Annotated in this window: 15 protein-coding genes; 2 read left to right on the forward strand and 13 right to left on the reverse strand. The window is 49.7% G+C overall.

Annotated elements, in window-relative coordinates; all coding sequences use genetic code 11:
• Position 1: 1 nt before the first annotated feature.
• Together thiL and ADS79_RS30660 are read right to left on the reverse strand one after the other, a co-directional pair.
• On the reverse strand, positions 2-1,015 hold the full coding sequence (gene thiL / locus ADS79_RS30655) for a thiamine-phosphate kinase (RefSeq protein WP_049742283.1): 1,014 nt from the start codon (positions 1,013-1,015) through the stop codon (positions 2-4).
• Positions 1,016-1,098: 83 nt separating this feature from the next.
• A complete protein-coding gene (locus ADS79_RS30660; protein ID WP_049742284.1) occupies positions 1,099-1,572 on the reverse strand; it encodes a SprT family protein in 474 nt (157 codons plus the stop codon).
• Between the two features lie 108 nt (positions 1,573-1,680).
• On the opposite strand from ADS79_RS30660, the gene ADS79_RS30665 reads away from it, so the two are divergent.
• Positions 1,681-2,016 (forward strand): hypothetical protein, encoded by a 336-nt coding sequence (locus ADS79_RS30665; RefSeq protein WP_049742432.1) that lies wholly within the window; start codon positions 1,681-1,683, stop codon positions 2,014-2,016.
• Positions 2,017-2,093: 77 nt separating this feature from the next.
• Positions 2,094-2,216 (forward strand): cortex morphogenetic protein CmpA, encoded by a 123-nt coding sequence (gene cmpA / locus ADS79_RS35135; protein ID WP_141261090.1) that lies wholly within the window; start codon positions 2,094-2,096, stop codon positions 2,214-2,216.
• Between the two features lie 33 nt (positions 2,217-2,249).
• Here cmpA and ADS79_RS30670 read toward each other — a convergent pair whose 3' ends face one another.
• The 11 genes from ADS79_RS30670 to ADS79_RS30720 all read right to left on the reverse strand — a co-directional run bounded on the left by ADS79_RS30670 (position 2,250) and on the right by ADS79_RS30720 (position 12,054).
• The gene (locus ADS79_RS30670) at positions 2,250-4,412 is read right to left on the reverse strand and encodes a Tex family protein (protein ID WP_049742285.1); all 2,163 of its coding nucleotides are present in this window, start codon (positions 4,410-4,412) and stop codon (positions 2,250-2,252) included.
• 109 nt (positions 4,413-4,521) lie between these two features.
• Positions 4,522-5,310, reverse strand: coding sequence for an RNA polymerase sigma factor SigB (gene sigB, locus ADS79_RS30675; protein WP_049742286.1), 789 nt, complete (start codon positions 5,308-5,310; stop codon positions 4,522-4,524).
• Complete coding sequence (gene rsbW / locus ADS79_RS30680; RefSeq protein ID WP_049742287.1) at positions 5,279-5,776, reverse strand: anti-sigma B factor RsbW; 498 nt, start codon at positions 5,774-5,776, stop codon at positions 5,279-5,281. Before rsbW ends, sigB begins: the two co-directional genes overlap by 32 nt.
• Positions 5,776-6,102: an anti-sigma factor antagonist gene (locus tag ADS79_RS30685; protein WP_049742288.1), complete on the reverse strand. Its 327-nt coding sequence runs from the start codon at positions 6,100-6,102 to the stop codon at positions 5,776-5,778. The genes rsbW and ADS79_RS30685 overlap by 1 nt, the downstream gene beginning before the upstream one ends.
• A gap of 25 nt (positions 6,103-6,127) precedes the next feature.
• Positions 6,128-7,129, reverse strand: coding sequence for a PP2C family protein-serine/threonine phosphatase (locus ADS79_RS30690; protein WP_049742289.1), 1,002 nt, complete (start codon positions 7,127-7,129; stop codon positions 6,128-6,130).
• Entirely contained in the window at positions 7,123-7,506 is a 384-nt protein-coding gene (locus tag ADS79_RS30695; RefSeq protein ID WP_328135989.1) for an anti-sigma regulatory factor, read from the reverse strand. The genes ADS79_RS30690 and ADS79_RS30695 overlap by 7 nt, the downstream gene beginning before the upstream one ends.
• A 320-nt stretch (positions 7,507-7,826) precedes the next feature.
• Positions 7,827-8,177 (reverse strand): type II toxin-antitoxin system PemK/MazF family toxin, encoded by a 351-nt coding sequence (locus ADS79_RS30700; protein WP_005830205.1) that lies wholly within the window; start codon positions 8,175-8,177, stop codon positions 7,827-7,829.
• A gap of 3 nt (positions 8,178-8,180) precedes the next feature.
• Complete coding sequence (locus ADS79_RS30705; RefSeq protein WP_025845698.1) at positions 8,181-8,480, reverse strand: CopG family ribbon-helix-helix protein; 300 nt, start codon at positions 8,478-8,480, stop codon at positions 8,181-8,183.
• A 365-nt stretch (positions 8,481-8,845) separates the two neighbouring features.
• Entirely contained in the window at positions 8,846-10,048 is a 1,203-nt protein-coding gene (gene alr / locus ADS79_RS30710; RefSeq protein ID WP_049742291.1) for an alanine racemase, read from the reverse strand.
• A 2-nt stretch (positions 10,049-10,050) separates the two neighbouring features.
• The gene (locus tag ADS79_RS30715; protein ID WP_049742292.1) at positions 10,051-10,491 is read right to left on the reverse strand and encodes a hypothetical protein; all 441 of its coding nucleotides are present in this window, start codon (positions 10,489-10,491) and stop codon (positions 10,051-10,053) included.
• A 135-nt stretch (positions 10,492-10,626) separates the two neighbouring features.
• The gene (locus tag ADS79_RS30720; RefSeq protein WP_049742433.1) at positions 10,627-12,054 is read right to left on the reverse strand and encodes a coiled-coil domain-containing protein; all 1,428 of its coding nucleotides are present in this window, start codon (positions 12,052-12,054) and stop codon (positions 10,627-10,629) included.
• Positions 12,055-12,186: the final 132 nt, after the last annotated feature.

Genomic DNA, 12,186 nt, shown 5'->3' on the forward strand with positions numbered 1-12,186 from the left:
CTCATCCACGCCGCCCAAAATGATTAAATCCGGCTTTGGACAGCGGACTCTGCGTACCGTCACGTATCAATAAGAGGGCCGACTCTCCGTCCTCTCTGTTTGCCTCTACCCGGCCGATTACGGTAAACGGAATGTCAGCAGCCGCGAACTTTTGTGTGAGCTCCTCAATCCTGCCTGGTTCCACCGTGCCAACGAGCTGGTAATCCTCGCCCCCATAAAATGCCCACTCCAATGGGTCCTTGTTTACCTGAACAGCATACGCGCGGACATCTTCTCGAATCGGAATTTTCGTGGAATCGACCGTTATTGCTACCTGACTCGCTTCAGCAATCTCCCATAATTCTGATGCCAAGCCATCACTCACATCATTTAAGGCACTGCAAGCGCCAGAAGCCAGAAGCAATCTCCCTGCCGCGACCTGTGCAAGTGGACGCTGATGCGCTCTCTCCAGCTCCCTCCACTCACCATTCCCACGGTCCTTTTGCAAAAGCAGATGCAGCCCAGCAGCGGAGGATCCTACATGCCCTGTAACAAACACGGCATGCCCAGCTACTGCCTGCGAGCGGCGAATCGCCCTTCCTTTTTCCACCTCGCCAAGTACCGTTACGGACAAATGCAGGGCGTCTGGCGCAGAAACCGTATCTCCGCCAATCACACGTACTCCGTACAGCTCACAGGCCTGATAGATCCCATCGTAAATTTGACTGCATTCCTCTGGCGTCCACTTGGGTGATACCGCAATACTTACCAGAGCATACCTCGCGTATCCGCCCATGGCTGCTACGTCACTGATGTTGCTCATCACTGCCTTGTAGCCAATATCGCTTGGACTCATGGTGGATTTTAAAAAATGGACGGTTTCCACCATGGCATCGCAACAAGCGACTACTTCCATCGCGTGACCTGGCGCAAAAACGGCGGCATCATCCCCGAGCCCGACGGTCAAGCCGTCCCCTTCCTGTCCGTCCGACCGACTCGTCCATTGCCGGATCAGGGAAAATTCATCGTGTGCCACCTCAAACGCTCCTTTACTGCATAGTCAGTTCATTATACCTCTGCTGTCAAAAGACCTGCAAGAAAGCCCCGGCACTGCGTACCTTAGGGCTGGGATTTCTCTTTTATTTCTCTGAGCACAAGCTTGCCACTGCAGCGCCCGCACCTGTATTTGGCCGGGTTCATTTTTCGCTTGCGCTTGTAGCTCATCCCACACGCCAGGCAAACAAGCACATAGCGATAGGGCAAGACGGTACGACCATTGCCTACTTGCTGACAGTATCGGCTTCCTCCTACCTGTTTAAGCAAAACCTGAAAATCTCGATCGGCATGACGGTAACCCCGCTTGGCAATATGCAGATGATAGTGGCAGAGCTCATGCTTGATGATCGCTGTAAGCTCCTCTCGTCCATGCTCCTCCAGATGCCGTGGATTGAGTTCAATATCGTGCGAGCGCAGCAAGTATCGCCCGCCTGTGGTACGCAATCTGCTGTTGAAGCGGGCCTGATGGCGAAAGGGCGTGGCAAAAAACTCGCTGGATATTTCCTCCACCAGCATTTGCAATTCCTGATCGGTCATCTCATCTCCTCCGCTTCTCTTCTTCTTTCACGATAGCAGTTAATGTTGAAAAGTGCTAGACAGATAGGCTACACTGGGTGGAAGAAAAGTAGAATGGTGGAGGAGCTCATGCGCTATTTGATGTTGCAGGAGAACTCAGGGCTGCAATTTGTTGCACTCCCTGAATCGCATATGTATCAGCTGGTCGCGCTTTTCAAGCGACTGCATAAGGAAATCGACAAATTGACGATTTCGGATCGGCCTGTGCTGCCAACGGTTCTGGCAGAGTGTGCTGATCTCGAGCTTTTGGGAAGCGAGCTATCGATCACAGATGGGCTTGATTATGTAAGCGGGCTGGAGCGGCGTTTTGCCTCTCTACAGGAGAGCGAGTATCCACTGATCTCCTTGCTGACGGAGATTCGTGCACTGCAAGCACAGCTGGAGTTTTTAAACGAAGAAGAATAAGTTTTACGAAAAAAGGTACCTCCTGCTCGTCTTTTGCATACATTGCCAATAGACGAATAATTCCAGGAGGTACCTTCATGCCACAATGGATGCGTAGGCAATTGCAGCGTGCCTTCATTGGGAAGGACGTTCGGCAAATTCGTTTGTTGAACAGTTGTTGGTTCCTATATTGGGAAAAACATGGCGGTCGTCCTGAGTAAGGAGACCGCCTTTTTGCTGTATCCAAAAAGCTGTTACGCTTCTGCGGGCGCAATCATCGTCATTCCGACGCGCTGACGCTTCTCGTCAATTTCAACTACCCACACATCCACAATATCCCCGACTGTGACCACATCGAGTGGATGTTTGACAAACCCTTTTTTCAAGCGGGAAATGTGCACCAGACCATCATTTTTCAAGCCGATATCCACAAATGCACCGAAGTCAACTACATTGCGTACCGTTCCTTGTAGCTTCATACCTACAGCAAGGTCGGACAATTGGAGAACATCGCTGCGCAATAGCGGTTTAGGCAATTCATCACGCGGATCGCGCCCCGGGCGTAGCAAGCTCTCTACGATGTCTTGCAGCGTTGGCTCGCCAATCCCCAGCTGCCCTGCTGTTGCAGCTACATCAAGCGCTTGCAGCCGCTCCTTGCACAAATCACTACCGATTTGCTCAGGCGAGATGCCGATCATATCCAAAAGCTTGTAAGTAGCCGAGTAGGACTCTGGGTGAATCGGAGTCTTGTCCAACGGATCGGAGCCTTCGATAATCCGTAGAAAGCCAATACATTGCTCATAGGTTTTAGCCCCTAGACGAGGAACATTCTTCAGCTGGGAGCGGGTCGTGAATTTCCCGATCTCTTCGCGCTTTTTCACGATATTGCCCGCCACCTGACGACTGATCCCTGACACATATTGAAGCAGGGAGGGCGATGCCGTGTTAACGTCGACGCCGACATGGTTAACTGCCGATTCGACGACAAACTGGAGGCTGTCCGCCAGACGCGACTGGGATACGTCGTGCTGGTATTGTCCTACTCCTACTGACTTCGGATCAATCTTGACCAGTTCGGCGAGCGGGTCCTGCAAGCGACGAGCGATGGAAGCCGCACTGCGCTCTGCCACATCCAGGTCAGGGAATTCTTCCTTGGCAACGGCAGAAGCCGAATAGACAGATGCTCCTGCTTCGTTGACGATGATATACATCACGTCTTGCTTCAGTTCTTTTAGCAGGGTAGCAATGAACTGCTCCGTCTCCCTTGACGCCGTACCATTACCGATGGCGACGACGGTAACACGATAAGCTGCAATCATCTGCTTAACCTTTGCCGATGCCTCTGCCACTTTGTTCACGGGTGGTGTCGGGTAAACGACCGCTACCTCCAGCAGCTTGCCTGTTTCATCGACGACTGCCAGTTTGCAGCCCGTGCGAAATGCCGGGTCCACACCGAGTACGACTTTCCCCTTTATGGGCGGCTGCAGCAGCAAATTCCGAAGGTTCTCCGAAAAAATATGAATTGCCCGTTCTTCGGCGACCTCGGTCAGTTCAGTGCGTACCTCGCGCTCGATGGATGGTGAGATCAAGCGTTTATACGCATCCTCCACCGTCATCTCCAATATAGCGCGCGCGACCGTTTCTCTCGGGATGACGCGCCGCTGTATCCAGGCGAGAATTTCCGGCACAGGAGCCTCCACTGCTACCTTGAGAATCCCCTCATTCTCCCCGCGATTAATTGCCAAAACTCTGTGAGGAACTACCTTTTTCAAAGGTTCACTGTATGCATAATACATTTGATACACATTTTTTTCGTCAGCTTCATCCGCTTTTTGCTCGGACACCAGCAAACCTTTTTGCATGGTACGTTCCCGAACCCATTGGCGAATATCCGGGTCATCTGAGTATTGCTCGGCAATGATATCCATAGCACCTTGCAACGCTTGCTCCGCCGTTTCTACTCCTTTTTCCGGGTTGACATACTTGGCAGCCTCTTCTTCAGGCGCCCCTGTTTTCGGCAGACTGAGCAGGTAAGCAGCGAGTGGCTCCAGGCCTTTTTCCTTTGCCATGGTCGCTCTTGTACGCCGTTTTTGACGATACGGACGGTACAGGTCCTCTACTTCCTGTAGTTTCGTTGAACGCTCGATTGCTGCCTTCAGTTCTTCCGTCAGCTTCCCTTGTTCTTCAATGAGACGCACGACTTCCTCTTTGCGTACAGACAAATTACGCAAATAGCGAACGCGTTCTTCAATAGCTCGAATCTGCGTCTCATCCAGCTGCCCGGTCATCTCTTTTCGATAACGGGCGATGAATGGAACCGTATTTCCCTCATCGAGAAGAGCAATTGTGCGTTCTGCTTGATGAGGCTTAACGCCCGTATCCTGGGCAACGGTCTGGATCATCAACGTAAGCTCCATACATATCCTCCTGCGCTCGTACTTCGCCGTTTATTGTACCATATTTGCTTGCAGAGACTGGAAACGGGAAAAGAAAAAAGGTGCCCGCCGACACCTTTTTACACCCTCTTCAGGTTACCGTTTCCAAATGCTCCACTCTCAATGCTTCCCGCAGCTTTCCCAATGCTCTGCGCTGTAATCGGGAGATATGCATCTGGGACATTCCCATGACATCCCCCGCCTGCTTCTGGCTCAAATTTTGATAAAAAGTTAAGTGAATGATTTCTTTTTCCCGTTTGTCCAGTACATGCAGGGCTCGATCCAGCATCATGTGCTGCTCGACCTGGTCATATCCCGGATCCGCCGAGCCTACGAGGTCTAACAGCGTAATGGTATGCCCATCGTTATCTGCTTCCAGCTCGCTGTCCATGGAGAGGGAATGGTAGCTGCGCCCCATTTCCAATGTCTCCAGCACGGCCTCTTCGGTCACACCCAGATGCTGCGCGATATCCGATATTTGGGGAGATCTTTGGAGCTGCGTGGTCAACTCGTCAACGACACGCTTAATTTTTGGACTCAGTTCCTTTACTCTTCGCGGAACGTGGACACTCCAGGTCTTGTCCCGAATATAACGCTTGATTTCACCCACGATGGTGGGAATGGCAAAGCTTTCGAAACTTCTCTCAAAAGACGGATCAAATCGGCGCAGGGAAGCAAGCAAACCAATCATTCCGACCTGAATCAAGTCTTCGTGCATGATTTGCCCACGAACAAATTTTTTGGCCAGTGTCTCTACGAGAGGAGTATAGGCACTCACCAACTGTTCCTGCTGGTGTGGATGCCCGGTTTGCCAATATTGGTGGATAAGCTCCTTTAACTCCTCGGCGTTATACTTCTGCTTTCGAGATTGTCCAGTCATCATCACCAGCCACCTCATCTCGCCGAACATACTTGGTCATGGAAATTGCCACTCCTGAGTCCGAACGAATCACTACTTCATCCATTAGTGTGTGAATCAGATAGAGCCCCAGTCCGCCCTCCTCCAGATCATCAATCTCCCTGCCCGAATAAATCGGAGTCAGCTGATCCGCTTTAAACTCTCCTGCGAATCCCATTCCTTCATCCGTTATGACAATTACCAAACGATCAGGATAAACGTGGCACGACATCTGAATCGAGCCAGCCTCTCCGTCTTCTCCATAGGCATGTTCAACCGCGTTCGTGCAGGCTTCTCCCACCGCTAGCTTGATGTCTTCTATGTCCTCATAGGAAAATCCCATGCGATTGGCTACACCAGATACAGTCAGACGAGCCACACCCAGATACTCTGCCTGGCTAGGGAAGGTCAACTGAATCTTGTCTGCCTTAGGTCCTGTTTGACCCATTACTCGCTCTCTCCTTTGCGGGTGGCAATATGCTCGTACAACCCGGTAATGCGAAACAGCCTTTCCACGCGAGAAGACAGTTTGTTGACCTGAAAGATACAATCCGTCTGCTTGCAAGCTTTCATGACCGCGATGAAAATTCCTATTCCCGTGCTATCCATATACTCTACTTCTTCCAAATTGACGCTAAGTACAGTCGCATCCGGCTGCTTGGCCAGCATCATCAGCGTTTCCTTTACCTTTGTGCCTGTATAGGCGTCGATATCGCCCCTCAAGGTCACATAATGCTCTGTTCCTTGGGTCATTGTTTCGATTGTAAGATCCATCCTCAGGCTCCCTCCCGAGCTTTGCTCAGTTTCTTCGTAGCACGATCATGGTGTAATCATCTGGCAGTTCAAACTGGGAAAGCAGAAGCAGCCTGCTGTAGAGTGCATCGGCCATATGCTGTGCGGATGTGCCTACCTCTGCCTGCAAATAGGATACAAGCTCATCCCTTTGCAAGTAGTATCGGTTTATTTTGCGTTCTGTTACACCATCAGTCAGAAGAATCAGAACATCTTCTTTCTCCAATTGGATTTCATTTTCCTCGTACTCCGTGTCCGGGAAAAGACCGAGTGCAGCGCCCTGTCCCTCGAGATCGTAAAAGCGGCCTGTTTTTGCTCGGTAAAGAAAGCCCGGTTCGTGTCCTGCCACAGCATATCGAAAGCGATGGTTTCTCGTATCGTAGCTCCCCAATACCATCGTGACAAACATACTGGTATCGATGTTGCGCTCCACCACTCGATTCAGATGGTGCAGCATATCACTTGGCCCCATCTGAATTTCACCCAGACTATCCATGGCGTATTTCAACATGGACATGCACATTGCAGCGGGTATTCCTTTTCCCGTAATATCAGCAATGGTAAGACAAAATCGCTGATCGTCCTGTGCGATCATATTATAGAAATCACCTGAAATCTGATGGGCAGCAACACTTACCACCCCAATTTCCATGTCCGGGTAGACTGGAATTTCCTTTGGCAGCAGAGTCTGTTGCATAGCAGATGCTACCGCGATCTCTGACTCTATCTGTTGGTGACGGTTTCTCCAGCTATTCACAGATCTGTGCTCGATTCCGTATTCAATCATTACTTCGGTCAGAATGGAAAAGGAGGCCCGCACAAACTCTGGTACCTCCCCCAGCATCTCCAGTGCTCTTCCGTGCAGGTCAGTTAGCTCTTCTGGCGAAATATCCCGGGAAAGAAGCCATTTTCCCAACTGCTGCGCATCATACAACTGGTCTTCTGAGAGGCCACTCAGGTAATCCCGAAGAATTTTTACGTACTCTTCTTCCAAGCTCCGGGCTACCATTCCCGTCCACCTTCCTCTGGTTGGTTGTGCCACTTCACGACGACGACACGGGTTCCTTCTTCTGGCGAGCTTTGGATATCAAACTCATCCATCATGCGCCTGACTCCTGGCAACCCTGCTCCGAGTGCCCCAGAAGTAGAAAATCCGTCTTCCAACGCCTTGCGAATATCACGAATTCCAGGTCCCTGATCAACGGCTGTCAGCTGTAATCCGATCGTTCCTTTACGTTCTACTGGTGATATGGTGATCGTTCCTTTGCCTGCGTACAAATAAATATTGCGAGCCAATTCTGAAATGGAGGTGGCAATTCGGGACTGCATGATTGTGCCAAAGCCAAGCTGTCTCGACATATTTCGCCCTACTTGTCTAGCTGCCACAATATCCGTCTCTTTTTCAATGTTGATTGTCTCAGGGTAACAGCACTGCCACAATCAAAAAACCCCTTCCGCCCTCACTTGATAGGTAGAAATAAAATGAATGCGAAGCGAAGTTTTTCTCTACCTCGGAATATAAAGCAAATCGTGTCACATTTTGTCTACAATTCTCCTCGAACTACATTCGCTACTCGCGCAAGGATTCCCTGCCCCCAAACTTCTGAACATACAAAAAAACCACTTGTTTACCCAAGTGGCTTTTCCTCTCCAAGGTCTGATCCATTCTTAAAAAACCTTAGCCGTTGAATACGCTGATCAAAGGTTTAAAAATCAATAAGTCCCAAACTGATTTGCAAGGATTCGTTTACTCGATCCATCATCTCATCATCAAGGTGGGTTATCTTATCGGTCAGCCGTTGCTTGTCAATGGTTCGAATTTGTTCCAACAAAATGACGGAGTCACGATCAAATCCATATGTTTTTGCGTCAATCTCAACATGCGTAGGCAATTTTGCCTTTTGTATCTGCGCCGTAATGGCTGCGACGATGACCGTCGGACTAAATCGATTTCCAATGTCGTTTTGAATGACTAAAACAGGCCGCACGCCTCCTTGCTCAGAACCAACGACCGGTGACAGGTCCGCGAAAAACACATCGCCGCGTTTGACAATCATTGGTTACACCCCGCTAACTAAGCGGACAAGAGTATGGTCAGCCTCTTCCTCAGCGCCAAAAGCCTCCGATGCCATTTTCAGATTGATCTTAGCCATTTCCATGTAACCTTTTTGCATCGTCTCACGGATCGTGCGTTTCTTACGCTCCTTCAAATACAAATGCATCGCCTGGCGAATAAATTCGCTGCGATTGGATTTTTCCTTTTGAATGACGCCATCAACTTCTTGAAGCAAGTGTTGTGGCAAACTGATCATGATGCGTTTCGTGTTTGACTTCGACAAGACAAATCCACCTCCAACCATGACCGTAACTTCCATCCGCTACGTGTGTTCTACTGATAAAATGTGTCAGTATGAACAATACCATTATGTCGAAACCATTGCAAAAATATACCTATCCGTACGCTCTTAATAAAACCTCTATCGAAGCTTCCTCAAGCAGGAGCGACCGCGTTCTAGCGGAAGGTTATCATGCGCTCCAGAATTTATAAGCCTAGGCCTATAAATTCTTATACGTTAAACAAAACGTTCACAGCGTTTTGCAGACCGCAAGCGGCCACATCTAGCTTTCGTGAAAAACATCGAGATTGCTTTCCACAGGAATAGCCTGTTTTTGCGCTTAACTAGTATTCGCGGTTCGCATTCAAATTCCTGCTCGGTTTTCCCTGCTAGTTATTTACAGTCTTTTGCGGTGTCTGTTTCATCGTCAGTGGATGAAACACACCGACCTCTGTCTGGTTGCGGAAATAGACGCGAGGAATCCGGTAGTTCAGCATGCAGGGAACCTCATAATTGATGGTGCCAATTTGTGCCGCTACCTCATCCAACGAGATTTCCTCGTCACCCTGCTTTCCATAGAGGACGACCTCGTCCCCGACCTGACCCGTTCCTTGTTCCAGTCTCACCATAAACTGATCCATACAAACCTTGCCAATAATAGGAGCCCGAGAGCCGTTGTACAGAACATCTCCCCGGTTTGACAGCAGGCGAGAGAAGCCATCTGCATAGCCGATTGGCAGTGTCGCTACCTGTTCGCCAGGCTGAGCGCAATACGTTGCCCCGTAACTGATCGTCATAGGCTCTGTTGCTGTTTTCACATGAGCAATTCTGGTTTTGAGCGTAAGGGCTGGAACAAGCGATACATCCTTGCGTTCTTTCATGTAGGGCGAAGGATACAATCCGTATAAACCTATGCCCAATCGGATGCTATCATACCCCCATTCGGGAAAAGCAATCGCTGCAGCCGTATTGCAGCAGTGAATCTTGGGCAGTTTTTTACCAGCGTCGCGCAAAGATTGCAGCAATGATTGAAACGTTTCGTGTTGTCGTCGCACATGGGTAGTATTCTTCTCGTCTGCACAAGCAAAGTGGGTGAAGACGCCACTCCAGACCAGCTTGGGTGACTGCTCAAGTGCAGACACGACCTGCAGCAGCTCCTCCTGCGTCCGAACTCCCAGTCGTCCCATGCCTGTGTCTACCTTGATCTGCAATCCAATCGGCTTCAGATTAGCCTGTTGTAAAAGCGTATTGGCTTGTATAATCCAATCGCTGTTGTAAGCGGTCAGTTCCACGTTCATCCGGCTGGCAAGCTCTACGGACTCAACAGGAGTGAAGCCAAGCACCAGAATCGGCGCTTCAATCCCCGCCTCACGCAGGACGATCGCTTCATCCAGCATAGCAACAGCCAGCGATTCAGCTCCACTCGCAAGTGCTTCTTCTCCTACTCGGACAGACCCATGTCCGTAGCCATCCGCCTTCACAACAGCGATAATGCTTGTGCTCGCAGGAATATGGCTTCTGAACGTCTCGACATTGGCCCGGATAGCGTCCAGATTAACCTCAACCCAAGTGTCACGACAAAACGGTTTCATTTTTATCTCCTCTTGTTCCCTTTTTTATAGTAAAACAAGCGTTCATTCAAATGACTGAGAAACTGCCTGGAAACCATCAACGATTCTTTTTTGCCTGAGAGTCTGTAAAAATGACGTCCTTCGATGACCTGCTCCACCTCTGACAACGGATAGCTGGTTTCCTTGCCAGACATCGAGATGATCAGATGCGTCTTCGTCAGCTTGTACATCGGACGAAGCATCGACTTGTACAAAAAGGGCGACAGACCTACAACTGCGATTGCAATAGCAAAGGCAAGCACCTTGAAGGTAGTGTTGTTGGTTGGAAGAATCTGTGCAAGAATCATCATCCCTAATACAAACAAGACGGTCTCGCTGATACGCATGCGCCATGTTTTTCGCAAGAGCATATCCTTGTAGCTAGATTCCTCCTGGTACAGAACATCGGTAGTCGGTTTTTTCATGTAAAGCATGCCACCTCAATCGATATAAGTTACTCTGAATGTATCCTTTTTTGCGGTCATGTGTCAATTGAAGGAATGCAAAAGAAACCCCGACTTATGCGGGGTTTCTTCTCTCAATGCAGGACATGCTGCAAATTACTCTTCGCTTGTCTGTGCTTTTGCTTCTTTTTCGTCTTTGTCTTTGCGTGGGAAGACTACTTTTTCAAAGCTTCCATCCACCATTTTTTGGACCATTTCAGTCAATTTCTCGTTGCGCTCGTCAGCTTGCTCCTGTGTCAGCTTGCCTGCTGCTACCGCTTCTTTTACTTGTGCTTCATGCTGCTTGACCAAGGTCGCTACGACATCCTCTACATCTACACCTTGTTCTTTAGCAATCGTCGCCAGAGATTTACCCGATTTCAGGGCTTCCTGCAGCTTGGCAGCGTCCACGTTCAGCAGGGAGAGCAGCTCTTCATTTTTGTCGATGCCAAAGCCGAAGCCCATACCTTTGCCCGGTCCTCTGCCCTGATGTGTGCCCTCTACCATCGCTTTTACGCGGTCAGTTGCGTTTTCATTCATCTTGTCAGCCTGCTCCTGTGTCAGCTTGCCGGCTTTTACCGCCTCTGCCAGTTTAGCTTCCTGCTCTTTTACCAGGAGAGCTACCACATCATCGGTAGAAACGCCCTGAGCCTGTGCCACCGCAGCGAGTGATTTGTCTGCTTTCAATGCTTCTTTAAGTCCGTCAGCATCCAGCTTCAAGAGGGAGAGCAGCTCTTCATTCTTTTCAAATCCTCCACCAAAAGCCTTGCCGAAGCCTCTACCCTGGTGTGTATTTTCTACTTGAGCTTTGGCGTGCTCACTCGACTTTTCCGCCATCTTGTCAGCTTGCTCCTGTGTCAGCTTGCCCGCTTTTACCGCTTCTGCCAGCTTGGCTTCCTGCTCCTTCACCAGAAGGGCTACCACATCATCGGTATCCACTCCTTGTGCTTTTGCTACCTCTGCCAAGGATTTTCCTGCCTTGAGCTCTTCTTGGAGTTTGTCAGCATCCAGCTTCAGCAGGGAGAGCAGCTCTTCGTTTTTCTCGAAGCCACCACCGAAGCCTCTTCCTTTGTCAAAGCCTTTGCCGGTATGTGTGTTTTCTACCTGCTCTTTGAGACGCTCGCTAGCATTTTCCGTCATTTTGTCAGCCTGCTCCTGCGTCAGCTTGCCTGCTTTTACCGCTTCCGCCAGCTTGGCTTCCTGCTCCTTCACCAGAAGAGCTACCACATCATCGGTATCCACTCCTTGTGCTTTTGCTATCTCAGCCAAAGACTTGCCTGCCTGGAGCTCTTCTTGCAGCTGATCCGCATCCAGCTTCAAGAGGGAGAGCAGCTCTGTGTTTTCTTTGAAGGAAACCTTCATGCCGAATCCACCACGGTGATCCATTTTGTCTCCTGCGAATTTTACATGTGCTGGTTTATTCCATTGTTGGTCTTGTGCTTGTGTTTGTGCTGTATCTGCCGCCAGGGCGCTGCCCAGGCTACCCAGACTCAGAACTGCTGCCATCGTTCCCAAAAGCATTCCCAATTTTGCTTTGCTAAACATATACACTCAATCCTTTCATCTGCTGTTGTGATGTACCGTACCTCCTGGGTACATGACTAAGTGTACAAGGGGTTTATTAGATTCCCCTTTGATAAAAGTGGAAAACTTGAGGGAAAGTCGTGGAGATATGTT

It is taken from the genome of Brevibacillus reuszeri (assembly GCF_001187725.1).
Classification (GTDB): Bacteria; Bacillota; Bacilli; order Brevibacillales; family Brevibacillaceae; genus Brevibacillus; species Brevibacillus reuszeri.